This is a genomic window from Actinoplanes hulinensis (assembly GCF_019429605.1).
Lineage (GTDB): Bacteria > Actinomycetota > Actinomycetes > Mycobacteriales > Micromonosporaceae > Actinoplanes > Actinoplanes campanulatus.
This window is the reverse complement of sequence record NZ_JAHXZI010000006.1, coordinates 186,291-211,969: the sequence shown is the minus strand read 5'-3', so window position 1 is coordinate 211,969 and position 25,679 is coordinate 186,291. Positions and strand designations below refer to the sequence as shown.

The window sequence follows — 25,679 nt, the reverse complement described above, 5'->3', positions numbered from 1 at the left end:
TTCAGTCTCCCAGAATGATGTGACCGTCATCGACCCGCACGGGGAAGACGTTGATCGGGGGCTGGCCGGACTGGGAACACCCGGTGGAGAGGTCCCATGCGTACAGATGCAACGGGCAGACGACAACCTTGTTGTCGATCTGTCCATCCGCGAGCGGACCGCCCTTGTGCGGGCAGACCGCGGACACCGCGCGAAGGGAGCCGTCGCGGAGGCGGAAGACTGCGATCATGTCGGGCCCGACGGCGTAGGTGCGTCCTTCGCCGAACGGGATCTCGTCGACGGGGCCGAGGATGGTCTTGGCGATGGGGGCGATGGTCATGAGCGCACCGGAACCTGGGGGAGAACGGTCAGGGGAAGGGAGGTACGGAACTGGCCGGGCGTGGCCGGCACGGCCCGCTCCTTCCAGGGGTCCTTGTAGGCCTGCACGGCCTCTTCGATCGCGGCGTCCAGAGCCTCGGCGATGCCCTCGGCGTCATCGACGACCACCGCGCGGACCTTCTCGATGCCGACCCGCGGCACCCACGCATAGGTGCGCTCCAGCCAGTTGGCGTTCTCGCGGTAGTACTGGAGGAACCGGCCGGTCAGGCGGATGACCTCTTCGGCCGAGTCGACCGTGGCGAGCAGGTCGCCCTTGCGGATGTGGGCACCGGCGGCGCCGCCGACGTAGATCTCCCACCTACCGCCGTCGATCGCGACGACACCAAGATCCTTGACGTACGCCTCAGCACAGTTCCGCGGGCAGCCGGTGACCGCCAGCTTCATCTTGCCCGGACCCTCGAGACCCTGGAACCGTTCCTCGATCGCGATACCCAGCGCCGTCGAGTCACCGACCCCGAACCGGCAGAAGTCGGAGCCGACACAGGTCTTCACGGTGCGGAAGCTCTTCGCGTAGGCGTACCCGGACGGGATGTCGAGGTCCGCCCAGATCGCCGGCAGCTGCTCCTTCGGGATGCCCAGCAGGTCGATGCGCTGGCCGCCGGTGAGCTTCACCATCGGCACGTTGTACCGCTCGGCCACCTCGGCGATCCGCTTGAGCTCGGCCGGGGTGGTAACACCGCCCTTCATCTGCGGGACCACCGAGAAGGTGCCGTCCTTCTGGATGTTGCCGTGCACCCGGTCGTTGATGAACCGGGCGTCGCGCTCGTCGATGTATTGATCGGCCCACATCATCTTGAGCAGCGAGGCCAGGCCCATCTTGCTCTTGGCGTCGTGCTCGCCGCCCGGCACCAGCTTGTCGAAGACCGCCGAGACGCTCTTCAGCTCGTACTTGCGGATCGCGGCCATCAGCTCCGGCTTCGGCATCGGCACGCCCGGCACGTACCAGGACGCGGCCGGGTCCTCCTCGGCCTCGCCGCCGGCGGCCCACTCGACGATCCGCTGCACCAGCGGCTTGCAGGTGCCGCAGCCCTTGCCGGCGCGGGTCTTGTCCATCACGCCGGAGACCGTCTTGCAGCCTGCGTTGACGACGCCGCAGATGGCGCCCTTGCTGACGCCGTTGCAGTTGCAGACCTGGGCGTCGTCCGGCATGTCCTCCGGCTTGACATCGCCGGCCGGGCCGCCGATGTCGAACAGCAGCTCGGCCCGCTCCTCCGGCAGGGCCTGTGCGCGGTCGAACGACTGGATCAGGCTGGCTGCCTTGCTGTTGTCACCGACCAGGATCGCGCCGACCAGCGTCCCCTCGCGGATGATGAGCTGCTTGTAGACGCCCTTCTTCGGCTCGTTGTAGATGATCACCTCGTCGTCGTCGGTCTCCGGGGCGATCAGGCCCATCGAGGCGACGTCGATGCCGGCGACCTTGAGCTTGGTGGAGAGCTTCGAGCCGGTGTAGGCGGCCTCGGTGTCCCGGCCGGTGATGTGGTCGGCGAGCACCTTCGCCTGGTCCCACAGCGGTGCGACCAGGCCGTACAGGTTGCCGCGGTGCTGGGCGCACTCACCGACCGAGTAGATGTCGTCCTCGTCCAGCACCCGCATCTGGTCGTCGACCACGATGCCGCGCTCGACCGGCAGGTCGCTGTTCGCGGCGACCTCGGTGCTCGGCCGGATGCCGGCGGCGACCACCACGACGTCGCACGGGATCACCGTGCCGTCGGCCAGCTTGACCCCGGTGACCCGGTCCTTGCCGAGGATCTCGGTCGTCATCGCGTTGGTGATGACCTTGATGCCCAGCTTGTTCTCCACGCTGGCCTGGAGCATGTGGCCGGCCTTCTCGTCCAGCTGCCGCTCCATCAGGTGGCCCATGGCGTGCAGGAGCGTCACGTCGCTGAGGTGGTTCTGCAGGCCGCGGGCCGCCTCCAGGCCGAGCAGGCCACCGCCGATCACGACCGCGCGCTCGTGGTCCCGGGCGTAACGAATCATGCCGCGGGTGTCGTCGAGCGTCCGGAACGCGAAGACGCCCTGGTGGAAGCCGCGCTTCGGGTTGTGGATGTTCTTGATCGGCGGCGTCCACGAGTACGACCCGGTCGCGATGATCAGCTTGTCGTACGGGGTGGAGGTCCCGTCCGACGCGTACACCATCTTGGCGAACCGGTCGATCCGCTCGATCCGCACACCGGCGTGCAGCGTGATCCCGTTGTCCTGGTACCAGGCCAGGTCGTTGAGGTAGATGCCCTCTTCGCTCTCCACACCCGCCAGCAGGTTGGAGAGCATGATCCGGTTGTAGTTGCCGTACGGCTCGTCACCGAACATCGTGACGGTGAAGTCGCCGTTGCGGGCGAGGATCTCCTCCACCGTACGGGCGCCCGCCATGCCGTTGCCGATGACTACAAGTCGCTGGGTCATCAGATCTCCACCAGTCCGAGGTCCACGATCACATTTCCGTTCAGTCCGGCCGGCGCGGCGAGCCACAGCTCCACCGTGGTGCCACCGGCGAGGTCCTCCAACACCCGCAGCGGCACGTGGACGTCGCTCTTCGCGCCGACCGGGAAGTACCGCATGGGTGCTCCGTCGCGCACCAGCACGACGCAGATCAGTTCGTCCGAGGCGTTGCCGCCGCGGAAGTAGACGGCCTGCGCGGTCGCACCGGCAGGAACGGTGTAGCTGAGGGCCGTGCCGAGCGGGGCCGGCTCGTCCAGCCCCTTGCCCTCGAAGGCGAACACGCCCTGCAGGAAGCGAGGTGTGGAGTACATCGTCAGGAACTCCCTTCTTCGGCTTTGCAAAGAGCGATCGCGCACACCTTGAAAGCGGGCATCTTGGAATGGGGATCCAGTGCCGGGTTGGTCAAGAGGTTGGCTCCGGGCCAGTGGAACGGCGCGAACACCGTGTCCGGGCGGATGCCGTCGCTGAGGCGGGCCCGCAACGTCGCGGCGCCCCTGCGGCTGCGCAGTTCGACCATGTCGCCGTCGGCGATGCCGTGCCGGCGGGCCAGGTCGGGGTGGATCTCGGCGCGCGGTTCGGGCAGCGCCACGTTGAGCGCCCGCACCCGCCGGGTCTGGGTGCCGCTCTGGTACTGCTGCATGTTGCGGCCGGTCGTCAACACGTACGGGAAGGCATCGTCGGGAACCTCGGCCGGATCTCGGTGATCGACCCGCACGAACCTGGCCCGGCCGGAGGCCGTGGGGAAGCCGTCGGCGAACAGCCGGTGCGTGCCCGGATGCCGCTCGTCCGGGCACGGCCAGAACACGCCCTGCTCGGCCTCGATGCGCTCGTAGGTGATGCCGGCGTAGTCGGCGATCCCGCCGGCACTCGCCCGGCGCAGCTCCTCGAACACCGCCTCCGGCTCGTCGGTGAAGAACTCGCCGCGGCCCAGCAGGCCGGCCAGCTCGGTCAGCACCGTGAGGTCGCTCTTCACCATCGGCGGCGGGGGCAGCGCCATCCTCCGGCGGATGACTCTTCCTTCGAGGTTGGTCATGGTGCCCTCCTCCTCCGCCCACTGGGCGGTGGGGAGGATGACGTCGGCGAGCTGCGCGGTCTCCGACGGGAAGATGTCCGAGACGACGAGGAAGTCGGTCCTGTTGAGTTGATTCACGACATGACTGGTGTGCGGGGCCGACACGGCGATGTTGCTCGCCAGGATCCACAGCACCCGGACGCCGCCGTCACTTCCCAGAGCGTCGATCATTTCGTACGCGGAACGCCCCGGCTGTGGCAACTCGTCGGGATCGATGCCCCAGACCCCGGCCACGTGGGCGCGCGCCGCGGGGTCGTCGAGCCGGCGGTAACCGGGCAGCTGGTCGGCCTTCTGACCGTGCTCGCGGCCGCCCTGCCCGTTGCCCTGGCCGGTGATCGTGCCGTAACCGGAGAACGGCCGGCCGACCAGGCCCAGCGCGAGCGCCAGGTTGAGCCACGCCTGCGCGGTGTCCGTACCGTTGCTGTGCTGCTCGGCGCCCCGCGCGGTGAGGATCATGCTCGGGCCCTCGGTGGCGAGCAGCCGCACCGCCTCGCGCAACTGCGCCTCCGGGACGCCGGTCATCCGCTCGACCCGCTCCGGCCAGTAGGCGTTCGTCGTCGTCTTGACGGCCGCGAACCCCTCGGTCCGGTCGGCGATGAAGGCCTCGTCGATCCAGCCCTCGCGGATCGCGATGTGCAGCATCCCGTTCGCCAGCGCCAGATCGGTGCCGGGCAGCGGCGCCAGGTGCATGTGCGCGCCGTTGGCCGTGTTGGTGCGGCGCGGGTCGATCACGATGTGCTTGGCGCCGTTGGCCCGGCCCGTGTCCAGGTACTGCATCGACGGCGGCATCGCGTCGGCCGGGTTCGCGCCGACCAGCATCACCGTCTTCGCCTCGGCCACGTCGGCGAGCGGAAACGGCAGGCCACGGTCGATCCCGAGGGCCCGGTTGGCCGCCGTCGCCGCACTCGACATGCAGAACCGGCCGTTGTAGTCGATCGCCGACGACCGCAGGGCCACACGGACGAACTTGCCGAGGGCGTACGCCTTCTCGTTGGTCAGCCCGCCACCGCCGAAACATCCGACGCTGTCCCGGCCGAACCGCTCCTGGCTGTCCCGGATCGCGGTGACGATCCGCTCGTACGCCTCCTCCCAGGACGCCTCCCGCAGGGGAGACTCCCGGTTGCCGGGCTCCTTGCGGACCAGCGGCGTCAGCAACCGGTCCGTGTGGTCCAGCAGGTCCGCCGCGGTGAAACCCTTGGCGCACAGGCCGCCCCGGTTGACCGGGAACTCGGCCGGCTCAAGCCGCACCCGAGGGATCTCGGGCGTCAGCGTCATCCCGCACTGCAAAGCGCAGTAGGGGCAATGCGTCTGGGTCGCCGTCACACCGATGATGTTCGCGGCCCGCCGTTAACCCTTACGACGCTTCACGGTGACGCTGTTGTTCAGGATTCCCTACAACCGCCTCGCCACAGTTGTGACTACAAACGGCTACCCACCGTTGTGAGCCGCATGGCATCAAACCGACGCAGTACCAGGTCGGCGACGGCCGGGTCGTGACACAGGGGCGGGGTCACCCAGTCGGCGCCGGCCTGGTGCAGGGTGCGGTAGAACAGGCCTTCGGCCAGCAGATACGCGGCCACGGCAATCCTCCGGGCGCCCTCGGCGCGCAGTTTCGCCACCACGTCGGCGACGCGCGGGCCGCCGCCGGAGGTGTAACCGAGCTCGACCCGGCCGGGCAGCTGGGCGGCCACCTCGCGGATTCCGGCCACCCACAGCGGGTCGGAGGAGCCGGCGCTCGCCAGCACGATCGCGTCCGCGGTGACGGGAATGTTTCGGCGCAGGCTCTCGGTGAACACCGGATCCGGGCCCAGCGGTGCCGACACCGGGAAGTGGGTGCCGGCAACGGCTTCGGCGATGTCCACCCGCACGTGGTAGCCGCACGACAGCAGCAGCGGAACGACGATCGCGTCCTCGCAGGTGGGGACGATGCCGGCGACCTTCGGCTCCTGCACATCGACGTAGCAGAGACGGACGTCCAGGCCGGGGCGGCGCCGGGCCACTGCGGCGGCCAGCTCCTGGATCTGGCGGATGCCGGCGGGCGAGCGGGTGCCGTGCGCCACGGCGATCAGGGTGGTGGACTCACTCACGGGACATCTCCTCGGTCTTCGGCCCAGGTCACACGCCTCACGGCGCGATCCACGGGTTGCGGTGCTCGGCCCACTTCACGCACCTCACGGCGCGATCCACGGGTTGCGGTGCGTGATCAGGCGCGGCCTGGCATCAGCGCCGGGCACGCGATTCGTTTCCGGTACGGCCGGAGCGGTCCTTGATCGTCCAGTGACCGATCCGGGTACGGGCCATCGATCGGCCGCGCGCCCACTCGATCGCGATGGGCGTGCGGCCGATCGTGTCGTCGACCTCGGGTTCCTGGTGGCCCGGCATGGACATCGGGCTCATCCGGATCCGGCCTCGTCGCCGGGGGTTGAGCTGACCGGACGGCCCCGGCTGATCATCGGGCTGTCATGTCCGGCGCTCGGCACTACTCGACGTCTTGCTCGTGTTGATCGTCTTGATTGAGTTGACGTGTTGCTCGTCTTGACGTGTTGCTCGTCTTGGCGGGTTGACGTCTTGGCGGGTTGACGTCTTGGCGGGTTGACGTCTTGGCGGGTTGACGTCTTGGCGGGTTGACGTCTTGGCGGGTTGACGTCTTGGCGGGTTGATTTGGGTGGTCAGGCCGCCTCGTCAATGCGAAGGCGGTAACCACGCTTGATCACCGTCTCGATGTGCTTGCCCGAGCCGAGCGCCGCACGTAATCGCGCCACCGCCACGTCGACCGCATGACCGTCGTTGCCGCGGGGCAGCGCGGCTGCCAGCTGATCCTTCGACACCACGGCACCGGGCTTGCGGGCCAGCGCCGACAGGATCGCCATCGCCGCCGGGGCCAGCGCGTACGGCACCCCGTCGATGAGGACGGCGTGTCCGCGTACCTCAAGGGTTGATCCGGCGACCGGAAGCCGGACCGCGCGCCGCGGCAGCTCGTCGGTGACCGTCTTGATCAGCGCCCCCAGCCGGTAGCGCTCGGGCATCACCACCGGAACCCCGCGCTCGATCAGCGGCGCGGCCGTGACCGGGCCGACGCAGGCCGCCAGGGTGCGGCCGCCGAACGCCTGCTCGACGTCGGCGCCGGCCTCCTCGGCGATCTGCAGGAACGCCTTGACCGCCGGCGCGCTGGTGAACGTCACCGCGTCGATCTGCCCGGCCGCGACCTGCTCGGCCAGCCGCCGCACCGGGGCCGTGTCGGAGGGCATCGCCCACCGGTAGACCGGCACCTCGACGACGGCCGCACCGGCCGCACGCAGCGTGTTGACGAACTCGGTCTGTGGCTCACCGTGCTCCTGCACGACGATCCGCTTGCCGGCGACGCCTTCGCTGAGCAGCCGTTCGAGCACCTCCTCGGAGGCCTCGGTCTTCGCCGCCCACTCCTCGGTGAGGCCGGCCGCGCGGATGGCCCCGCACGGTTTCGGCCCGCGGGCGAGGATCCGGGCCTGGCCCAGCACCTCGCGGAGCCTCTCGGCGAGCCCCCACCCCTCGGCCGCCTCCAGCCAGCCACGGAACCCGAAGCCGGTGGTGGCCACCACCAGGTGCGGTTCCAGGCCGATGCAGGCCGCCGTCGCCGCGTGCAGTGCCTCGTCGTCGATCAGTGGAATGATGGTGATCGCGGGTGCGCTGATCACCCGTGCCCCGCGCCGCTCCAGCAGCGCGGCCATCTCACTCCGGCGTCGTTCCGCGGTCACCGCCACGGTGAAGCCGGCCAGTGCGCCCTCGATCATCCGGTCCCCATCCTGTGCCGCCGTCCGGTGCAAGAGTCCTAAGGGCTGGTTTCGGGACCGCCAAGTGAATGTTTCCGCGAGAATAACGGCCACTCACTTGGCCGCCCGAAGCCGTGTGACTAGTTGATCATGATCCCGTGACATCGTCCGGGTGATCGAAGTGGGACCCCTCCGCCCGGAGAATCCTCCGCACCTCCGCGATCAGGTGGAATGCCGCGATCCGCCCGTCCAGCAGCCCGATCCGGTAGTCGGCGCCCACCTCGGGATCCTCGGCGACCTGCGGGTCCCGGTACCCGGCCGCGCCGTCCACCCGCCCGGCGTTGTAGGCGACCAGAGCGTCGTCCATCGTTTCCTCTCCCCCGGCGTCGCCGCGTGATTCCGTCGTCACGCCACGTGCGCACCACGGTTTCCCGCGCGCGACGTCGCGACAATCTCGCACACCGTCAGAGATCGGCTCACCGTCCGATCGTCCGGTTCGGCCCGGGCCGTCGGGGGCGCCGCCCGGTACGGCCGTCGGTGGAACACCGGCAACCTCGCCGAAACCGTTCCGCACCCCGGGCGATCTACGTCACCGCAGCTCAGAACCGTCACGGCGCGCAATCAGAAGATCACAAATCCGATCTCGTACGCTGCCGTGATGTCACCGGACACCGCCATCTACGTGCTCGAGCTCATCGGCTTGTTCGTCTTCGCCACGTCCGGGGCGCTGATGGCGATCCGCAGCGGTTTCGACGTGGTCGGCATCGTGGTGCTCGCCGAGACGACCGCTCTGGGCGGCGGCGTCCTGCGTGACGTCATCATCGGCGCCCATCCCCCGGCCGCCTTCCGGGATCCGCTCTACCTGGCCATCCCGCTGGTCGCCGCGACGGTCGCCTTCTTCTTCCACCCGCAGGTCGCCCGGCTCGGCATCGCTGTGCTGATCTTCGACGCCGGTGGCCTCGGCCTCTACACCGTGACCGGCACGGTGAAGTCTCTCGACGCCGGCCTCGGCATGTTCCAGGCCGTCATCCTCGGCGTCACCACGGCCGTCGGCGGCGGGGTGCTCCGTGACGTGCTCGCCCGCCAGACGCCGGAGCTCTTCAAAACCGAGAACGAGTTGTACGCCGTGCCGTCCACGATCGGGGCGATCATCGTGGCCGTCGCGTACCAGAGCGGATGGCTGCTGCCGGCGGCCGCGGCCGGGGCGGCCGTGTTCGTCTCGGGCTTCCGCCTGCTCGCCCTGTGGCGGGGCTGGCGCGCTCCGGGCGCCTGGGCGGTCCGCCGGTGAGCACACTCCCGGCGACCCGGACGGTCCACCGCTGAGCGCGCCCTCGGTCACCCGGACGGTCACCGCCCGAACCGGCCACCCGGCCGCCCGGCCACTCGGCCGTCCGCGGGCGTGGCATTTCTGTCGTACCCGCTTGGCATGATGCGGGGCATGTTCAAGTGGCTCGATCTGATCCCGCCGCCGGGCCCCGGTGAGGTCGACACGGCCTGGGTGGCGTCGGCCGATCCGTCCGCGATGACGGACGGCGGCGAACAACAGCGCCTGCTGGCGTTGCAGTGGCACCTGGCCGCCTCCGAGATCGAGAAGCCGAGCCACGACCGTGATCCGGAGATCTACCGGATCGCCGCCGGTCCCCTGCCCTGGACGACCGGCGACCTGGGGTGGGCGCTGCGGGTCGCGCACGGCGGCCGCATCTACGACGGCATGCTCTACCACCTGCCGCTGCTGATCGCCGAGCGGTTGCCGGCCGAGCGGCTGGCCGCCTTCGAGCCGGCTCTCGCGGCGATCCTCGAGGAGACCTGCTCCGGCTACTTCATGCCCCGCTCCCTCCGCGATCCGCTGGCCGAGCGATATGAGCGGTTGCTGACCCGGGTCGGCGCGGGCGTGCCGGCGCATCTGCTGCCCGCCTACGACGCGGCCGGCCTGGCCGCTCGCCGCCGGCTGGGCGGGCGGCTCACCGATCCGGGGACGATCGCCGTGCTGGAGTTCGCGTCCACCCTGCCGAAGCCGGTGCCGACAAAGGCGTGGCTGCGCCAGGGCGAGGCCCTGCTGAGGGACAAGCCACAGGCCGTCGCGGCGGTGCGTGACGTCCTCGATGTCTACGCCGGGACGATCGGCTGGACGCGGGAGGCTCAGGACCGGCTGGTGCGGGGCCTCTGCTGGCTGGCCGCGACCGACCCGTCCGAGGAGACGACCGTGCTGCTGGCGCGGGTCGCCGAGTCGGCCGGCCGGTCGCCGGGCCGCACCGCCGAGCCGAGGGCGTCACGCACCGCGGCCGCCGTCATCGAGATCCTGGTGGAGCGGCCGGGCCCGGAGCCGGCCCGGGTGCTGGCCCGGCTCGCCCTGACCGCCCGCAGCAAGCCGGTCCGTGCCCGTGTGCGGACCGGGCTGGAGCGGATGGGCACGGTCCGCGGCTGGGAGCCGGGCGAGGCGCTGGAGCTGGCGGTCGACCATCACGACCTCGACGCCGACGGCCGCCGCTCCTGGCCGGCGCCCGGCGGGCACACCGTGATCGCCGAGATCGCCGGAGAGAAGGCCGTGGTCCGGGCCTGGCGGGCCGGGCAGCCGCTGCGGAGCATGCCGGCCGCGATCCGGGACGACGAGGTGGTCAAGGCAGCGAAGGAGTTCGCCAAGCAGGTCACCGCCACGCTGGCCACCGAGCGGGTTCGGGTGGAGGCACTGTCCTCCCTGGACCGGGTCTGGGAGTGGGAGACGTGGGAGCGGCGCTACCCGCGGCATCCGGTCACCGGCACACTCGCGCGGCGGCTGATCTGGCAGGTCTCCACCGACCGGCGGAGGTGGGTGACCGGGCTGCCCGAGCCGGCCGGCGACGGCTGGTCGGTGGGCGGCCTGAGCGGTCCAGGATGCGCCGTGCGACTGTGGCATCCGGTGGCCGCCGACGCGGCCGAGGTGTCCGGCTGGCGTGACCGGATCACCGCGGCCGGGCTGCGGCAGCCGTTCAAGCAGGCGTTCCGGGAGGTGTACCGGCTGACGCCGGCCGAGGAGCAGACCCGCGTCTACTCCAACCGGTTCGCCGGGCACATCCTGAGGTACGGGCAGGCCCACGCCCTCATGCGGGTGCGCGGCTGGTCGGCCGGCTTCCTGGGCCCGTGGGACAGCGGCCGTCACAGCGAGGCCGTCAAGGAGTTCGCGGCCGGCGGCTGGCAGGCGTCGTTCTTTCACGAGGCCGTCGAGTCCGGCGGTCACGAGGCGGAGTTCTGCTCGACCGATCAGGTGCGGTTCGCCCGCCGGGAGGGCCGCCGGTGGGAGCCGGCGCCGCTCGCCGAGGTGCCACCACGGGTGCTCAGCGAGGCGATGCGCGACGTCGACCTGTTCGTCGGGGTGACGTCGATCGCCGCCGACGAGAGCTGGTTCGACCGCGGCGAGCACCCGTTCCGGGCGTACTGGTCGAATGCCGTCTCCGGTCCACTGTCCGGCAGCGCCGAGGTGCGCCGGGACGTGCTGGCCCGGCTGCTGCCCGGGCTGGCGATCGGCCCGAAGTGCGAGCTGACCGACCGTTTCCTGCGGGTCCGCGGCACCCGTGCCGTCTACCGGATCCACCTGGGGTCCGGCAACGTGCTGATGGAGCCGAACGACGCCTATCTCTGCATCGTGCCCGGGAGCCGGGGCGCCCGGGTGAGCCTGCCGTTCGACGACGACGAGCGGTTGTCGCTGATCCTGTCCAAGGCGTTCCTGCTCGCCGCCGACCAGCGCATCACCGACCCGACGATCCTGAGCCAGCTGCCCCGCTGAGCCACGAGACGAGGAGAAGCCGATGGCCGAGGCGCTGCTGCGCGACGAGACGATGACCGGACGGGAGATCACCTCCTGGGTGCTGCCGGATCTGCCGGACCGGATCACCGCCCGCGAGCTGATCCGTCTCCGGGTCCGTGCGGAGGTGGCCCGCTTCAACGCGACCCGGGACGAGATGTTCCACGGTCTGGTCCAGCCGTCCGGGGCCACCGAGACCCCGCGGGGCTTCCGCATGCCGGGAAGCGCCCGCATCGACGGGGAGGCCCAGGCCGACGCCGCCTGCCGGGCCTTCGACCGCAACGCCTTCATCATGCTGGCAGGCGGCCGCCAGGTGGAGGATCTCGACGACCCGATCGACCTGCGCGACGGCGGCGCCGTCGCGTTCATCCGCCTGATCCCCCTGGTCGGCGGCCGACCCCACCCCGCCAAACCGCGCCACGCCGGCCGATCCCCCGTCGGCGGCCGACCCCACCCCGCCAAACCGCGCCACGCCGGCCGATCCCCCGTCGGCGGCCGACCCCGCCCCGCCAAACCGCGCAACGCCGGTCGCCTGGAGGGGCAGGGTCCGGGCCGACGGTCAGTGGGCGGGCGCCGGGATGTGGGCGTGGGCGCAGCGCATCACCATCAGGATCTCGCGGGCGAGTTGCGGGCCGGTCAGGTCGCGGACCCGGTCGTCCAGGTCCAGACCCAACAGTTGCCCGGTGGACCCGACCGTGACGCTGATCGAACCGTCCCGGTTCTTCGCCCGTCCGGCCGGGTCCGCCGTGCGATCCGTACACGCGGTCGCCGTGCCGAGCCACAGGTCCTGCCAGCCGCCGCCAAGTTCGCTCATCGAACCCACCTCCCCCGATCTACACCAGCAACGGTATTGATCAACTAGGGCCGCTGAGGAAGGCGGAGGTCCCCTTCCCGTGGGTCTTCCGGCCCGCTCGCACCGAAAACGTCAGCAGACCAGCGCGCCGCAGGCTGCCGGCGATGGAGCCGTCCCGGACGTATTCAGCACCGAAAGATCAACACACCGGCACACCGCGGGCGGTGGCGACGGTGAGCCGCCCCGGGCGTACGCGTGCGGAAAGGCGCACCGCCGGCGGTGGCGGTGGCGGTGGCGGTGGCGGTGGCGCCGGCGGTGGCGGTGGCGGTGGCGGTGGCGGTGGCGGTGGCGGTGGCGGTGGCGGTGGCGGTGGCGGTGGCGGTGGCGGTGGCGGTGGCGGTGGTAAGCCGCCCCGGGCGTACGCGTGCGGAAAAGTCAACACACCAGCGCGTCGGGTGCGATGCCGGCGGTGGAGTTGTCCCGGGCGTACGCGGTCAGGCTCTCCACCGTGCTGGCCGCGATGTTGCGCAGCGCGTCCTCGGTGAAGAACGCCTGGTGGCCGGTGATGAGCACGTTCGGGAAGGTGACCAGGCGGCTGAACAGGTCGTCGCCGGGCATCTCGTCGGAGAGGTCCTCGAAGAAGAGGTCCGCCTCCTCCTCGTACACGTCGAGGCCGAGATTGCCGATGCGGCCCGTCTTCAGCGCCCGCAGCACGGCCGCCGTGTCGATCAGCGCGCCCCGGCTCGTGTTGATCAGCATGACGCCGTCGCGCATCTGCGCGATCCGCCGCTCGTCGATCAGGTGGTAGGTCTCGGGCGTGAGCGGACAGTGCAGCGTGACGATGTCCGACTCGGCGAGCAGCGTCTCGAGCGGCACGTACCGGGCGCCGGCCTCGATCGCCTCGTCGCCCGGGTACGGGTCGTAGGCCAGCACCCGGCACCCGAACCCGGCCATGATCCGGATGAAACGGACGCCGATCTTCCCGGTGCCGATCACTCCGACGGTACGGCCGTGCAGGTCGAAGCCGAGCAGGCCGTTGAGTGCGAAGTTGTGCTCGCGCACCCGGTTGTAGGCGCGGTGGATCCGGCGGTTGAGGGCGAGCACCAGGCCGGCGCAGTGTTCGGCCACCGCGTACGGCGAATAGCCCGGCACCCGGGTGACCGCGAGGCCCAGCTTGCGGGCCGCGGTCAGGTCGACGTGGTTGTAGCCGGCCGAACGCAGCGCGACCAGCCGGACCCCGATCGCGGCGAGCTCCTCCAGCACCGGCGCGCTCAGATCGTCGTTGACGAACGCGCACACCGCGTCGCACCCACCGGCGAGGGACGCCGTGTCCGGTGACAGCCGGGGTTCCAGGAAGACCAGCTCGTGGCCGGCTTCCTGGTCGGCCTCGGTCAGGAATCGTCGGTCGTAGGGCTTGGCGCTGAACACGGCGACACGCATGCCCCCACAGTAGGACCCTGTTCGGGTGCACAGAGGATCCGTCGAATCGACCTGGCGCCTGCCTGACGGATCGCCCAGCCGCGAGGCGTGGCCCGGACGCCACCCGGATCACGCCGTGTTCCTGCCTCATGGATCACCCAGGCGCGAGGCGTGGCCCTGACACCATCCGGGTCACGCCGCGGCCACACCGGACCGGCTCTACGAGCGCGCCGTACGCGGAAGAAGCCCCGAAGCGTGCCAGAGTGCCGTGCCCGGTCCGCCGATCAGGTCGAGGTCGGTGAGGAAGGCGACCACCCGCTCCCCCGCCCACCGCATCGTCTCGCGGAAGTGCGGGTTGGCGCGTGCGGCCCGCCGGCCCTCCTCCGGGTCGAGGCCGACCGCCCGGTAGACGCGCGGGTCGACGAGCCGTGTCCCGGTCAGGTAGGCGGCCCGGCCGATGACCAGTTTGTCGAAGGCGAGGCGGCCGCGGCCGGCGGACCGGATCTGGCGGGCCAGTTCCTCGCGGGCGTACCGGACGTGCCGGGCCTCCTCCACGACGTGGATGCGGGAGACCATCCGGACCAGCGGCTGCACGTTCTCGTCGTTCATCGCCTCGCGTTGCAGGGTGTCCAGGATCTCCTCGGCGATGAGGATGGCGGCGTACATGCGGGGGCCGACTCCGGTGTGGGCGATCCACTTGCCGAGCCACTGGTTGACGCCGGTGGGCTGGTAGATCGGGGTCCCCAGGCGGGCGATCATGCGACCGAACATCACCGAGTGGCGGCACTCGTCGCCGATCTCGGTGAGCGCGTACTGGGCGTGGGGTGCGGTCGGGTCCTGTTTGAAATACTCCCGGATGAGCAACTGCATGAGAATCGTCTCGAACCAGACGCCGAGCCCGGCGATGCTGGCGACCTCGTGCCTGGTGAGCGCGATGCGCTGCTCCTCGGTCATGCGCTCCCACAGCGGGGTGCCGTAGAGGCTGGAGCGGTGCGGGGGCACGAAGTACTTGCCGGGGACGAACGGCGCCTCCCAGTCGATCTCCACCTCGGGGTCGTACGAATGCTCGGCCGAGGAGCGGAGCAGCCGGGTGGCGGTGCGGTCACGATCGGGCGGAGTCACTGTGGTCATGCCGTCCTCCGAACTCTGACGTTGCCTTGACTTGACTTGATCAACTCAACTCGACTGGATTGATCAATACGATCGGCTCGACGTACTTGACGTTACCGGCGGTAACAGTTACTTCTAGTACTATGAACTCGGTCACTCCGCCAGTCAATCCCGGCTCGGCCGGCGGCTCATCAGGTGCCCATCGAGGCGACGGCCGTCGCGGCCGCTGGGACGGTCATCGTGAACAGCGCCGGGCGGAGCTGACCACCGCCGCCATCGAGGCGATCCGGATGCACGGCCCCGACGTCGGCATGGAGGCCATCGCCGCCCACGCCGGCGTCAGCAAGCCGGTCCTCTACCGCTACTTCGCCGACAAGTCGGAGCTGTGGCTGGCCGTCGGACAGCAGGCCGGCGCCATGGTCCTGGAGGCGATCGTCCCGGCGGTCGCGGCGGTCCGCGAGGAACGGGCGATCGTGGGCGCCGCGATCGACGTCTACCTGGCGCACATCGAGGCCGATCTCAACCTGTACCGGTTCGTCGTGCATCAGCCGGACATAGCCCGGCATCGCGACGTGGTCGCCGACGTGATGGACACCGTGGCCAGCGGCCTGGCCCGGATCTTCGGCGACCGGCTGCGCGCCCGCGGCCTCGACTCCGGCGCCGCGCTGCCCTGGGCCTACGGGGTGGTCGGCTACGTGCAGGCGGTCGGCGACTGGTGGCTGCGCCAGCAGCAGCCGATCAGCCGGGAAGCGCTCAGCGATTACCTGACGACGTTCCTCTGGGGAGGCATCGCTGGCATGCGCCGCGCCGCCGACATCCCCGGCGGACTCGCCGCACATGAAGGGTGGGCCAGAGACCAGTGAGCACCGGCGAGGAGGAATACCGCGGACCGGCCACGCTACGCATCGACGACCAGGGCACGGTCGCGGTCGAGGTGCGCATGTCGGCCCACTTCGAGCCGGTGGAGGGCCGGTTCCGCTGGGCCGGGCGCACCGGGCCGGACGATCTGTTACGCGAGCGGGTCAGCGGTGGCCTCCGCAAGGCGACGATCATCGTTCCCGGTTCGCCCGAGACCACGGTGAAGCTGAGCGACCCGGACCCCTGGGGTGGCGTCCGGATCTCCGGCGCCGGCACTCCACCATGGTTCGCACCGCTTCCAAGGAAGGCGCAGGATGCCCACTGACCAGCACTTCGACGTCCTGATCATCGGCGCGGGCCTGTCCGGGATCGGCGCCGCCTGGCGGCTGCAACGGCAGCGTCCGCGCGACACCTACGCCGTCCTCGAGGCGCGCGGCGCGATCGGCGGCACCTGGGACCTGTTCCGCTACCCGGGCGTCCGCTCCGACTCGGACATGTACACGCTCAGCTACCCGTTCCGGCCGTGGCGCGAACCCGAGTCACTCGCCTCCGGCGACAAGATCCGTAAGTACATCGAGGACACCGCCGACGAGGCCGGCATCACCCGGCACATCCGCTTCGGCGCCCGGGTGGTGCGTGCCGACTGGTCCACCACGGACGCCCGCTGGACCGTGCACATCGCCGACGGCACCGTCCTGACCTGCGGTTTTCTCTACGGATGCGCCGGTTACTACAGCTACGACGAGGGATACCAGCCGGACTTCCCGGGACTCGGCGACTACACCGGACGGGTCGTGCACCCACAGTTCTGGCCGTCGGATCTCGATTACCGGGGCAAGCGCGTCGTGGTCATCGGCAGCGGCGCGACCGCCGTCACGCTGGTTCCGGCCATGGCCGCCGACGCGGCGCACGTCACGATGGTGCAGCGCTCCCCGACGTACGTCACCCCTCTGCCGCACCGTGACGTGATCGCCGACCTGGCCCGTCGCCTACTGCCGCCGAAGGCGGCCAACCGCGTGGCACGCGCCAAGAACATCCTGCTCACCCAGGGTTTCTACCAACTCGCGAGGCGGCGGCCCAAGCTCGTGCGACGCGCGTTGCGCAGCGTCGCCATCCACTTCCTCCAAAATCCGGGGTACGTGGACGAGCACTTCAAACCGCACTACGACCCGTGGGACCAGCGCCTGTGCGTGATCCCGTCCGGAGATCTCTACCAGTCGATCACGAGTGGCCGCGCCTCGGTGGTGACCGACCACATCGAGACGTTCGTTCCCGTGGGCATCCGGCTCAAGTCGGGAACGGTTGTCGATGCCGACGTCGTCGTCTCCGCCACCGGACTGTCCCTCCTGCCGGTCGGTGGGATCGCGCTGTCCGTCGACGGCGAACCGGTGGAGGTCGGTGAGACGGCCGCCTACCGCGGGCTGATGCTCGGCGGGGTGCCGAACTTCGCCTACTGCATCGGCTACGTCAACGCGTCGTGGACCCTGCGCGCCGACCTGTCCCACCGCTACCTGCTGAAACTGCTCGACCACATGGAACGGCACGGCTACGCGAGCGCCACCCCGACCGCCCCGCACGGGACCGGCCGCCCGCTGCTCGACCTCTCGTCCGGCTACGTGCAGCGCGCTCTCGACAAGTTCCCGCGCCAGGGAAACCGCGATCCGTGGCTGGTCCGGCAGAACTATCTGCGCGACGTCCTCACCACCCCGCGTGCCGACGTCACCCGCGACATGAGCTTCACCCGTCGTCCCGCACCCGTCCGCTCCGACGCAAAGGTGGCTTCATGACCCGACTCCCCGAGTACCGGTTCGCCGGGCGCACCGCCGTGCTCACCGGCGCGGCCAGCGGCATCGGTGAACAACTCGCCTACGGCCTGGCCTTCCGTGGCAGTGACCTGGTCCTGATCGACGTCGACGAGGACCGGCTCAACCCGGTGGCCGAGCGGATCCGGAGCGCCCATCCCGCTCTCCGGGTGGAAACGATCGTCGCTGACCTCTCCGACCGGGCAGCCGTCGAATCGGTGGCGGCGCGGGTGCTCACCGAGCATCCGGCGATCGGTCTGCTGGTCAACAATGCCGGGATCGCGCTCGGCGGGCGCTTCGACCAGGTGTCGGTCGAGCAGTTCGAGAAGGTCATGAACGTCAACTTCCGGGCGCCGATGCTGCTCATCCACGCATTGCTCCCGGCATTGACCGCCACACCGGGTGGACATCTCGTCAACGTGTCCAGTCTGTTCGGATTGATCGCGCCGCCCGGGCAGACCGCCTACAGCGCCAGCAAGTTCGCGCTGCGCGGCCTGAGTGAGTCGCTGCGCAGCGAGCTCGCCGACCGCGGGGTGGGCGTCACGACGGTGCACCCCGGGGGCATCCGGACCAGGATCGCGGAGTCGGCGCTGGTCGGCTCACACGTACCGGAAGAAGAGATCGAACCCAACCGCAAAGTCTTCGCCGCGCTGCTCAGCTATCCCGCCGACAAGGCCGCGGAGCAGATCTTGCGGGCCGTCGCGAAGCGCAAGGCCCGGCTGCTGATCGCCTCCAGCGCCAAGGCGCCGGACCTGCTGGCCCGGCTGCTGCCGGTCGGTCACGCCCGGATCGTGCGCGCGCTGACCACGGCGTCGGTGTCCCGCGGAGCGCGCCCGGCGAGATCGGTGGTCCGGCGATGAGATATCTGGACGTACGTGGAAGCCGGATCCGTTTTCACGAGAGCGGGGATCCGGCCGCTCCGCCGGTGGTCCTGCTGCACGGCATCGGCCGCAGTCTGGAGGACTGGGCGTTGCAGCATCCGCTGCTCGACGGCGAGTACCGGGTGATCAGCGTGGACATGCCCGGCTTCGGCCTGTCGCAACGAATGCCGTTGCCGACAACGCTCGGCGTGCTCGGCGACGGAGTGTGGGCCACCCTGGACGAACTCGGCGAGACCCGCCCCGTACACCTGATGGGCAACTCGCTCGGCGGCGCCGTGTCGATGACCATGCTGGCCGGCGCGCCCGACCGGGTGTCCACGCTGACCCTGGTGAACAGCGCCGGGTTCGGCAAAGAGGTGACCGTCGCGCTGCGCATGCTCGCCGTACCCGGACTGGGCAGGCAGATGCTGCGCCGCATCGACCGGCTCACCGCGCCCCGGATGGAACGGATGATCTTCGCGGACCGCGCGCTGGTCACCCCCGAGCGCATCGAGATGGCCATCCGGATCGCCCGGCAGCCGGACTTCGCCGCCGTCTACCTGGAGATCGCCAAAGAACTCGGCGGCCTCCGCGGTGTCGCCGCGGCCTGGCGTGCCGACCTGCTGTCCCGCGTCGCCGGTCATGCCAGACCCACAATGATCATCTGGGGCGACCGCGACCTGATCCTGCCGAGCGCCCACCTGGCCGCGGCGCGGACGGCGTTCCCGCACGCGCAGTCGCACATGTTCGCGAAAACCGGCCACATGCCCCAGATCGAACGGCCGGAGGAGTTCGCCGGCCTGGTCCGCCCGATGCTGGCGAAGGTGGCCGTCTGAGGCCCTCCCCGGAAGGTGAGCGCGGTCCGGGCGGCGTCAAGGGGGCGCCACCCGGACCCGCCACCATCCGCCGCCGCGTTCGGCGCCGTCTTCCGGCGACACTGCCACCGGCACGTTCCACCGATCTCGTCATACGGCGCTTCGGTGTTTCGCCGGCCATGTCGGGCTGGTCGTGTGGTGTGCCACCCGGCGGCGGCCCGGCAAACCGCGATGTCGCGACACACGAGACGGCCACACCGAGACGCATCCGCTACTACGCCAACCCGATCTCGTGACTGGCAGGACGGCTGACGAGACCCGGCCGCCACAACCCGAACTTCGAACCCGCGTTCGGTAGGACGGCCACCCAAGACCCGGCCGCCACAACTCGAACCCGAACCCGCGTTCGGTAGGACGGCCACCCAAGACCCGGCCGCTACAACCCGAACCCCGAACCCGCGACAGGCAGGGACCGCACCAAGACGCGGGCCGCAACCACCCCAGCCCGGATGTCATGACAGGTAGGACCGTGGTCACACCGAAACTCGGCGCTGCTGCTCCGGCATCGATGTCGTGACGGGTGAGACGCCTGGCCAGTCGATATGGGCACCGCTACCCCGCGGAGCGGCGGACCGTGATCGTGACGTCGTGACGGGCGAGGTGACTCGGCAGGGCATCGCGGGTCTCTCCGGAGTGAAGCGTCCGCCCGGTGTCCGGATCGACGACGACAACTGTGAGCTGGAAGGTGTCGTCGCCGCCACTTTCGAGTCCTGGAGGATCACAGGTGAAGGTCCGGCCACCTCGGCAGGCGCCTCCGACGTGGTAGGAACCGGCTCCCTGCCGCCACAACAGCCAGATCTGGTGATCGGCAGGAAGGTCGGCGCTGCCGATGATCGACGTACCGGCGTTGAACGTGCCGCCGTCGCTTGGCTGACCCAGCCTGATCGACGCGGTCTCCGGGGTTCCGGAGCCGGCCGGGCCGGTGAGGTTCCGCGCCTTGGCGCCGCGTGGGGTCGGCGTCGCCGGGCCGGCACTCACCAGGGAGTCCGCCGACGTGCCGCCGCCCGACGAAGGGCTGGCCGATGACCGGCCGTTCCTGGCCCGGCCCGACCGGGTTCCGGGTGTGACCTGATCGCCGGACGCGGCCGAGGTCGGCGCATAGGGGGCGATCCCGACGTGGGCGGCGCCGACGGAGGCCTTGGCGGTGGTGGGAGCCCGCGTGCCGGAGGCCGGCGGTGGACGGAACTCCGCACGCTCCGGCGCCAGCCCGAACACGGACGCGACGACCGCCCCGAGGCCGACGGCGGCGAAGGTGACGCTCAGGGCTGGTCGTTTCCGTGCGGCCCACCCGAGGGCCGCGAGGTTGCCGCTCGCACTCAGCAGTCGCGATGCCGCCAAGGCGGATCGCTCCCGCACCGCTGCCGGACCTTCCGTGCCCGGAGCGCCAGGCCGCGCCCGGCGCGTGGCCGTGACGCCGGAGTCTGCTCGCGGGAAGGTTCCGACCGAGCCCTCGCCGCCCATTCGGCTCGCGGCGATGCGTGCGGTGATCGCCTCGCTCGACATCACCTGTGTCTCGGCCAACTCGGCGAGCGTTGGCCGCCTCGCACGGATACCACTCGCCACACGCGGCCGCACAACCGAGTCGCCCGCTCCGGTCCGGTGTGCCGCTGATCCGCTCAACGCGGACGTGTCCACCGGCACACCGCTGAGCACTACTGTGCTCGCCGCCGCGCCGCCCGACACCGAACCGCCGGACACCGAACCACTTGCCACCGCGCTGCCCGGCATCGCACCACTCAGCGCTGAACTGCTCGCGGCCACACCGCCCGACACCGAACCACTCGCCACCGCGCTGCCCGACATCGCACTTTCCAGCACTGAACCGCTCGTGGTCACACCGCTCAATACCGAGCTGCTCGCCGCTGAACCGTCCGACACCGAGATACTCGCCACTGAGCTGCTCGCCGCTGAACCGCCCGACACCGAACTAGTCGCCACTGGGCTGCTCACCGCCGAACCGCCCGACGATGGATTGAGTGGTGTCGCACCGCTCGCTGCTGCACCGCTCAATGCCGAACGGGTTGATGGCGAGTCCACAATGATCGGCTGGATCAACGTTGCGTCCGTCAATGTTGACGGACTCGGCATTGAGATGATCAATGTCGGCGGTGTTGAAGAACGGCTTGATATTGAGCTTGTTGCAGTAGACCCGCGTCCGACCGGGTCAGGTGTGGATGCTGCTGGATACCCGTGCGGGTCATCGGACGCGGATCCTCGGGGGGTGACTGCCATCGAACACCTTCTGCCTGGTCGGGGGGCCGCCGGTTGACCGCGGCCGGGATCTGGGGCCGCCTGTCCGCGATCAGCCCGCCTACCGCGAGCCGAACGCCGGATCAGGAGCCCACCCCGATCTACGGGTCAAGCAGCGAACCGCGGCCCATGCCCAGAGCGACCGGATGACCCGGTGCTCTGGGCACGTGGCCCGCCGGCAACCCGGAGAACCTGACCAGGCAGCCTTCCGTCGAGGCGGAAGTCCGCGATCAGGGCCTCACGGCAAACAGGCAACCCGTGATCGGCGGCCGGCGGCAGAACCGCCGGCCGGAGGACAGCGCTTGGGGACGCCATCCGTCCCGATAACCGGGACACTCCCGAATTAGATGCGGTTGTCCGTAGTGTCGGAATTGTGGCACTACTCTCCCTTCTGGGCTCCGGCCACCGCTGCGCGGCACCTCGCCCGCCATGAACCGGCAGGCCTACCGGGCCGAACAACGGCGGGCACACGGGGACCGACGACCGCGAACGAAGGGCTCAGACCGGCCGCACTTCCAGTCAAGAGCCGCGGTGGGGAACCTCGGACCAACCACGCACCTCGGCAGACGGAGCCCAGACCGGCCACGTCCACGATCAAGAGTTGCGGTGGAGGGCCTCAGGCCAACCGCGCACGTCGGCGGCCGGGCGCTCGATGGGGCCCACGTAGTCCGCGGACGGGCGAATGATCTTGCCCAAGCGCTTCTGTTCCAGGATGTGCGCGCTCCAACCGGCCGTACGGGCGCAGGTGAACATGGACGTGAACATCTCGGCCGGCACCCCCGCGAAGTCCAGGATCACCGCGGCCCAGAATTCGACGTTCGTGGCCAGGACACGGTCCGGCTTGCGGTCGCGCAGTTCGGCCAGGGCCGCCAGTTCCAGTTCGCGCGCCACCTCGTAACGGGGTGCGGCGAGCTCACGAGCGGCGTCCCGCAGAATGCGCGCCCGGGGATCCTCGGCCCGGTAGATCGCGTGCCCGAAACCCATCAGCCGCCGGCCGCCGTCCAGGATCCGGCGTACGAAGTGGCGGGCGTCGACTCCCCTCTCGACCTCCTCGATCATCCCCAGCGCCCGGGACGGCGCCCCGCCGTGCAACGGGCCGGACAGTGCCGCGACGGCCGCCGACAGACAGGCCGGGGCGTCCGCACCGGTGCTGGCGACCACCCGGCCGGTGAACGTGGAGGCGTTCATGCCGTGTTCCGCCGCGCAGATCCAGTACCGGTCGATCGCCGCGACGTGCCGCGGGTCCGGCTCGCCCTGCCAGGCGATCATGAACCGTTCGGCGGCGGTCCGCCCGGCATCGACGAGTCGCTGTGGCACAGCGGGAGCCCGCACCGGCCGGTCGGTGGAACGGTTGTCCACAGGGGCCCGGGCCGATCGCGGCGCGGGCGGATAGGCTGCCCGAGCCGCCTGGGCCACATAGGACAGCGTGGCCGCCGATGTCCGGGCCAGGTCGTCCCGGGCCTGGTCGTCAGTAATGTCGATCAGCTGCCCCAGTCCCCACCGGGGCGCCAGCAGAGAGACCGCCGCCTGCACGTCGGCCCGGATGTCACCGCCGGCCGTCAGCGGCGGCAGTGGCTCCGCGACCGGAAGGCCGCGGGTGAAGTCGCCGTCGACGAGCAGGCCCCATACGTCGCCGAACGACACCGTTCCGGCGAGTGCGGTGATGTCGACGCCGCGGTATCGCAGCGCCCCGCCGTCCCGGTCGGGTTCGGCGATCTCGGTGTCGAATGCAACGACACCGGCGAGTCCTGGATTGACTGTCAACATGACGTCAATCTGTACTCGTCATGAGTTGATGTCAATGTTGATCCAGTCAATATGAGAGCCTGATGACATGAGTGCACAGCCGCTGCTGACGACCGAAGAGGTCGCCGTCCTCCTGGGTGTCAAACCCACTACCGTGTACGCCTACGTCAGCCGCGGACTGCTCACCAGCCAGCGCAACGCCGACGGCAAGAACAGCCTGTTCGCGAAGGCCGACATCGACACGTTCCTGGCGAACCGCAAACGGACCACCACCCCCGGCATCCAGACCGGCATCACCCTGATCGAGGACGGATCCCTCTACTTCCGCGGGCGGGACGCCACGGTGCTCGCCCAAACCGCCACCTACGAGGCCGTCGCAGCACTGCTCTGGACCGGTGACCTCCGGGACACTCCGTTCAAAGCCGCACCCGAACTGCGGGAACTGGCCGTCGCCGTGACCGCGCCACTGCCGGAGACCGCCCGGCTCACCGACCGCCTCCGGGTCACGGTCGCCGCGGCGGCCGCCGCCGACCCGCTCCGTTTCGACATCGCGCCGGCCGCCGTCCTCGCCACCGGACGTCAGTTGCTGGCCACGATGGTGCAGGCTCTGCCGTCGCGGTCCGGTGTGTTCCCGGTCGAGGAGACGTCGTTCGCCAAGGAGCTCTGGCACCGGCTGACCAGGGAGACCCCGGCCAAGCCCGGCCTGTGCGCGCTCAACGCCGCGCTGGTCCTGCTCGCCGATCACGACATCGCCGCTTCGACACTGGCCGCCCGGGTGGCCGCCTCCACCCGGGCACATCCCTATGCGGTGGTCAGCGCCGGACTCGCCGCACTCGACGGGCCGCTGCACGGGGCGGCGAGCGCGCTGGCGTACCCCCTCTTGGCGGAGGCCGTGCGGGGCCCCGGCCCGATGGCCGCCCTCGCCGATCGCCACCGGTCCGGAACGCCGATCCCGGGTTTCGGGCATCCGCTGTATCCGGACGGCGATCCGCGTGCCAGGACGCTGTTCGGCCTGATCGCCGACGGGCCGGTGCGGGAGACCGCGCTGGAGCTGGCGGACACCGTACGCGCGAGATCGGGGCAGGCTCCCAACATCGACCTCGCGCTCGCCGCGCTCACGCTGCATCACGGCATGCCGGCGGACGCCGGCGAGGCGATCTTCGCGGTGGCCCGGACCGCGGGCTGGCTGGCGCACGCCCTGGAGGAGTACGGGGATCGGCCGAGCCGTTTCCGGCCGACCGGCGCCTACGCGGGCCTGCCGCCACTCTGACCCCGGCCGAGACCGAGGCGGGACCGGCTGGCCATCAGAGCCGTCTCACGCACCTCGAAACAGCGCTCACAGCCGGCCGAACCACCCAGCCGGCCACCAGCGCCGTCTCACGCGCAGCGAAGCAACGCCGAGAGCCGGCCGGGCGAACCGGCGGGCGGGCGGCGCGTCAGCGGCCGCCCTTCACTCAGACCGCGTCCGTCACCGGCGCCGGGTGACCGTCGCCGGGGCGGCGCGGCCGCAGCGCCCGCCGTAGTGGCTCGAGCCGGGAGCCCAGGCTCGCCAGACCTCCGGGAGCGAAGTACACCGCCAGGATGAACAGCGTCCCGAGCACGAACAACGGCTCCCCGAACGGCCCCGGCAGCGACCCGCCCAGCCGGGCCAGCCGCTGGTCGAGGTAGGCGTAGAGGAATCCGCCGACCACCGCGCCCCACCGGGTGCCGGCCCCGCCGAGGACCGCCATGACGATCAGCGACAGGGTGAGCTCGGACGAGGCGATGTGCGGTGACGCCCCACCGACGACCAGGGCGTAAATGACCCCGCCGAGGCCGGCGAGGGTTCCGGCCAGGACGAAGGCGAGAAGCTTGAGCCGGTACGGCGACAGCCCGAGCACCGCGATCCGCCGCTCGTCGTCACGCAACCCGGTCAACGTACGACCCAGGGGCGCCCGGTCGATGGCGTGCACCACCAGGACGACCACGGTGAGGAAGGCGAGGGCGAGCCAGTACAGATTGACGGTGTTGACGACCCCGGTGAACATTGCGGGCAGACCGGCGCTGGACAGCGGCAATCCTTCCTCGCCGCCGGTGAGCCCGCCCGGATCCCGGTTGATCACGATGTGCCCGACCTGGGCGAAGGCGAGCGTCACCATGGAGAACGCGATCCCGGAGGTCCGCAACGCCACCGAGCCGAGCATCACGGCGAGGACCGCGGCGGCCGGTACGGTCACGGCCGCCGCCGGCCACAACCGCCAGCCGTAGTGGCTGACCAGGATGTCCACCCCGTAGGCGCCGGCCGCGACGTAGAGGGCGTGCCCGAAGGACAGCAGCCCGGCCCGCCCGAACAGCAGGTCGTAGCCGAGCGCCAGCCCGGCGAAGACCAGGCAGATGGCGAGCAGTTGCAGCGTGCCGGGCGAGTTGAGTGGTCCTTCGAACAGGCCGGGCAGGTTGAGCGTCGACCACGGCAGCACGACCGCGACCAGCAGCGCGAGCAGCGGAGCAAGGCGACGCAGACGACCGGGCGGCGCCGCGGTCGGCCAGGACGGCGACGGCGGCGACATGGAGACG

Annotated in this window: 23 protein-coding genes; 10 read left to right on the top strand and 13 right to left on the bottom strand. The window is 70.5% G+C overall.

Annotated elements, in window-relative coordinates:
- Position 1: 1 nt before the first annotated feature.
- From KZ829_RS13375 to KZ829_RS13340, 8 genes are all read right to left on the bottom strand, one after another.
- Positions 2-319 carry a Rieske (2Fe-2S) protein gene (locus tag KZ829_RS13375; RefSeq protein ID WP_220144194.1) on the bottom strand — a complete coding sequence of 106 codons (318 nt, stop codon included), beginning with the start codon at positions 317-319 and terminating at the stop codon, positions 2-4.
- Positions 316-2,778: a nitrite reductase large subunit NirB gene (gene nirB / locus KZ829_RS13370; protein ID WP_220144193.1), complete on the bottom strand. Its 2,463-nt coding sequence runs from the start codon at positions 2,776-2,778 to the stop codon at positions 316-318. The genes KZ829_RS13375 and nirB overlap by 4 nt, the downstream gene beginning before the upstream one ends.
- Complete coding sequence (locus KZ829_RS13365; RefSeq protein ID WP_183222196.1) at positions 2,778-3,125, bottom strand: molybdopterin oxidoreductase; 348 nt, start codon at positions 3,123-3,125, stop codon at positions 2,778-2,780. The genes nirB and KZ829_RS13365 overlap by 1 nt, the downstream gene beginning before the upstream one ends.
- Positions 3,126-3,127: 2 nt before the next feature.
- Positions 3,128-5,209: a molybdopterin oxidoreductase family protein gene (locus tag KZ829_RS13360; protein ID WP_220144192.1), complete on the bottom strand. Its 2,082-nt coding sequence runs from the start codon at positions 5,207-5,209 to the stop codon at positions 3,128-3,130.
- A gap of 95 nt (positions 5,210-5,304) precedes the next feature.
- Positions 5,305-5,973 (bottom strand): sirohydrochlorin chelatase, encoded by a 669-nt coding sequence (locus KZ829_RS13355; RefSeq protein WP_220144191.1) that lies wholly within the window; start codon positions 5,971-5,973, stop codon positions 5,305-5,307.
- Between the two features lie 133 nt (positions 5,974-6,106).
- Positions 6,107-6,283 carry a hypothetical protein gene (locus tag KZ829_RS13350; protein ID WP_220144190.1) on the bottom strand — a complete coding sequence of 59 codons (177 nt, stop codon included), beginning with the start codon at positions 6,281-6,283 and terminating at the stop codon, positions 6,107-6,109.
- 272 nt (positions 6,284-6,555) lie between these two features.
- Entirely contained in the window at positions 6,556-7,656 is a 1,101-nt protein-coding gene (locus tag KZ829_RS13345; protein ID WP_220144189.1) for a uroporphyrinogen-III synthase, read from the bottom strand.
- Positions 7,657-7,783: 127 nt separating this feature from the next.
- Complete coding sequence (locus KZ829_RS13340) at positions 7,784-8,002, bottom strand: hypothetical protein (protein WP_220144188.1); 219 nt, start codon at positions 8,000-8,002, stop codon at positions 7,784-7,786.
- A gap of 291 nt (positions 8,003-8,293) precedes the next feature.
- Here KZ829_RS13340 and KZ829_RS13335 point away from each other — a divergent pair, with 291 nt between their 5' ends.
- The 3 genes from KZ829_RS13335 to KZ829_RS13325 all read left to right on the top strand — a co-directional run bounded on the left by KZ829_RS13335 (position 8,294) and on the right by KZ829_RS13325 (position 12,275).
- A complete protein-coding gene (locus tag KZ829_RS13335; RefSeq protein ID WP_220144187.1) occupies positions 8,294-8,923 on the top strand; it encodes a trimeric intracellular cation channel family protein in 630 nt (209 codons plus the stop codon).
- A gap of 150 nt (positions 8,924-9,073) precedes the next feature.
- Positions 9,074-11,395 carry a DUF4132 domain-containing protein gene (locus KZ829_RS13330; protein WP_220144186.1) on the top strand — a complete coding sequence of 774 codons (2,322 nt, stop codon included), beginning with the start codon at positions 9,074-9,076 and terminating at the stop codon, positions 11,393-11,395.
- Positions 11,396-11,417: 22 nt separating this feature from the next.
- Positions 11,418-12,275, top strand: a complete 858-nt coding sequence (locus KZ829_RS13325; RefSeq protein WP_220144185.1) for a hypothetical protein — start codon at positions 11,418-11,420, stop codon at positions 12,273-12,275.
- Positions 12,276-12,641: 366 nt separating this feature from the next.
- Here KZ829_RS13325 and KZ829_RS13320 read toward each other — a convergent pair whose 3' ends face one another.
- Both KZ829_RS13320 and KZ829_RS13315 read right to left on the bottom strand, forming a co-directional pair.
- The gene (locus tag KZ829_RS13320; RefSeq protein WP_220144184.1) at positions 12,642-13,646 is read right to left on the bottom strand and encodes a 2-hydroxyacid dehydrogenase; all 1,005 of its coding nucleotides are present in this window, start codon (positions 13,644-13,646) and stop codon (positions 12,642-12,644) included.
- Positions 13,647-13,844: 198 nt separating this feature from the next.
- Positions 13,845-14,756 (bottom strand): AurF N-oxygenase family protein, encoded by a 912-nt coding sequence (locus tag KZ829_RS13315; RefSeq protein ID WP_220144183.1) that lies wholly within the window; start codon positions 14,754-14,756, stop codon positions 13,845-13,847.
- Positions 14,757-14,878: 122 nt separating this feature from the next.
- On the opposite strand from KZ829_RS13315, the gene KZ829_RS13310 reads away from it, so the two are divergent.
- Genes KZ829_RS13310 through KZ829_RS13290 form a run of 5 tightly spaced genes read left to right on the top strand, consistent with a single transcriptional unit; the run spans position 14,879 to position 19,091 of the window.
- Positions 14,879-15,598: a TetR family transcriptional regulator gene (locus tag KZ829_RS13310; protein WP_220144182.1), complete on the top strand. Its 720-nt coding sequence runs from the start codon at positions 14,879-14,881 to the stop codon at positions 15,596-15,598.
- Positions 15,595-15,918, top strand: a complete 324-nt coding sequence (locus tag KZ829_RS13305; RefSeq protein WP_220144181.1) for a DUF4873 domain-containing protein — start codon at positions 15,595-15,597, stop codon at positions 15,916-15,918. Before KZ829_RS13310 ends, KZ829_RS13305 begins: the two co-directional genes overlap by 4 nt.
- On the top strand, positions 15,908-17,380 hold the full coding sequence (locus tag KZ829_RS13300; protein WP_220144180.1) for a flavin-containing monooxygenase: 1,473 nt from the start codon (positions 15,908-15,910) through the stop codon (positions 17,378-17,380). The genes KZ829_RS13305 and KZ829_RS13300 overlap by 11 nt, the downstream gene beginning before the upstream one ends.
- Positions 17,377-18,255, top strand: coding sequence for an SDR family NAD(P)-dependent oxidoreductase (locus tag KZ829_RS13295; RefSeq protein WP_220144179.1), 879 nt, complete (start codon positions 17,377-17,379; stop codon positions 18,253-18,255). Before KZ829_RS13300 ends, KZ829_RS13295 begins: the two co-directional genes overlap by 4 nt.
- On the top strand, positions 18,252-19,091 hold the full coding sequence (locus tag KZ829_RS13290) for an alpha/beta fold hydrolase (RefSeq protein WP_220144178.1): 840 nt from the start codon (positions 18,252-18,254) through the stop codon (positions 19,089-19,091). The genes KZ829_RS13295 and KZ829_RS13290 overlap by 4 nt, the downstream gene beginning before the upstream one ends.
- A 591-nt stretch (positions 19,092-19,682) precedes the next feature.
- Here the strand turns inward: KZ829_RS13290 and KZ829_RS13285 are convergent.
- On the bottom strand, positions 19,683-20,468 hold the full coding sequence (locus KZ829_RS13285; protein ID WP_220144177.1) for a hypothetical protein: 786 nt from the start codon (positions 20,466-20,468) through the stop codon (positions 19,683-19,685).
- Positions 20,469-20,604: 136 nt separating this feature from the next.
- On the opposite strand from KZ829_RS13285, the gene KZ829_RS13280 reads away from it, so the two are divergent.
- Positions 20,605-21,399 carry a hypothetical protein gene (locus KZ829_RS13280; RefSeq protein WP_220144176.1) on the top strand — a complete coding sequence of 265 codons (795 nt, stop codon included), beginning with the start codon at positions 20,605-20,607 and terminating at the stop codon, positions 21,397-21,399.
- 575 nt (positions 21,400-21,974) lie between these two features.
- On the opposite strand, the gene KZ829_RS13275 is transcribed toward KZ829_RS13280, so the two are convergent.
- Positions 21,975-23,147, bottom strand: a complete 1,173-nt coding sequence (locus KZ829_RS13275) for a citrate synthase 2 (RefSeq protein WP_220144175.1) — start codon at positions 23,145-23,147, stop codon at positions 21,975-21,977.
- Between the two features lie 67 nt (positions 23,148-23,214).
- Between KZ829_RS13275 and KZ829_RS13270 the strand changes: the two genes are divergently transcribed.
- Complete coding sequence (locus KZ829_RS13270; protein WP_220144174.1) at positions 23,215-24,396, top strand: citrate synthase family protein; 1,182 nt, start codon at positions 23,215-23,217, stop codon at positions 24,394-24,396.
- Positions 24,397-24,580: 184 nt separating this feature from the next.
- Here KZ829_RS13270 and KZ829_RS13265 read toward each other — a convergent pair whose 3' ends face one another.
- The gene (locus KZ829_RS13265; protein ID WP_220144350.1) at positions 24,581-25,672 is read right to left on the bottom strand and encodes a branched-chain amino acid ABC transporter permease; all 1,092 of its coding nucleotides are present in this window, start codon (positions 25,670-25,672) and stop codon (positions 24,581-24,583) included.
- Between the last annotated feature and the right edge of the window lie 7 nt (positions 25,673-25,679).

Coding starts and splice junctions, on each gene's coding strand:
- KZ829_RS13375 (WP_220144194.1), bottom strand. CDS start 319: ATGACCATCGCCCCCATCGCCAAGACCATCCTCGGCCCCGTCGACGAG.
- nirB (WP_220144193.1), bottom strand. CDS start 2,778: ATGACCCAGCGACTTGTAGTCATCGGCAACGGCATGGCGGGCGCCCGT.
- KZ829_RS13365 (WP_183222196.1), bottom strand. CDS start 3,125: ATGTACTCCACACCTCGCTTCCTGCAGGGCGTGTTCGCCTTCGAGGGC.
- KZ829_RS13350 (WP_220144190.1), bottom strand. CDS start 6,283: ATGAGCCCGATGTCCATGCCGGGCCACCAGGAACCCGAGGTCGACGAC.
- KZ829_RS13345 (WP_220144189.1), bottom strand. CDS start 7,656: ATGATCGAGGGCGCACTGGCCGGCTTCACCGTGGCGGTGACCGCGGAA.
- KZ829_RS13340 (WP_220144188.1), bottom strand. CDS start 8,002: ATGGACGACGCTCTGGTCGCCTACAACGCCGGGCGGGTGGACGGCGCG.
- KZ829_RS13335 (WP_220144187.1), top strand. CDS start 8,294: ATGTCACCGGACACCGCCATCTACGTGCTCGAGCTCATCGGCTTGTTC.
- KZ829_RS13330 (WP_220144186.1), top strand. CDS start 9,074: ATGTTCAAGTGGCTCGATCTGATCCCGCCGCCGGGCCCCGGTGAGGTC.
- KZ829_RS13325 (WP_220144185.1), top strand. CDS start 11,418: ATGGCCGAGGCGCTGCTGCGCGACGAGACGATGACCGGACGGGAGATC.
- KZ829_RS13320 (WP_220144184.1), bottom strand. CDS start 13,646: ATGCGTGTCGCCGTGTTCAGCGCCAAGCCCTACGACCGACGATTCCTG.
- KZ829_RS13315 (WP_220144183.1), bottom strand. CDS start 14,756: ATGACCACAGTGACTCCGCCCGATCGTGACCGCACCGCCACCCGGCTG.
- KZ829_RS13310 (WP_220144182.1), top strand. CDS start 14,879: ATGAACTCGGTCACTCCGCCAGTCAATCCCGGCTCGGCCGGCGGCTCA.
- KZ829_RS13300 (WP_220144180.1), top strand. CDS start 15,908: ATGCCCACTGACCAGCACTTCGACGTCCTGATCATCGGCGCGGGCCTG.
- KZ829_RS13295 (WP_220144179.1), top strand. CDS start 17,377: ATGACCCGACTCCCCGAGTACCGGTTCGCCGGGCGCACCGCCGTGCTC.
- KZ829_RS13290 (WP_220144178.1), top strand. CDS start 18,252: ATGAGATATCTGGACGTACGTGGAAGCCGGATCCGTTTTCACGAGAGC.
- KZ829_RS13280 (WP_220144176.1), top strand. CDS start 20,605: ATGCGTGCGGTGATCGCCTCGCTCGACATCACCTGTGTCTCGGCCAAC.
- KZ829_RS13275 (WP_220144175.1), bottom strand. CDS start 23,147: ATGTTGACAGTCAATCCAGGACTCGCCGGTGTCGTTGCATTCGACACC.
- KZ829_RS13270 (WP_220144174.1), top strand. CDS start 23,215: ATGAGTGCACAGCCGCTGCTGACGACCGAAGAGGTCGCCGTCCTCCTG.
- KZ829_RS13265 (WP_220144350.1), bottom strand. CDS start 25,672: ATGTCGCCGCCGTCGCCGTCCTGGCCGACCGCGGCGCCGCCCGGTCGT.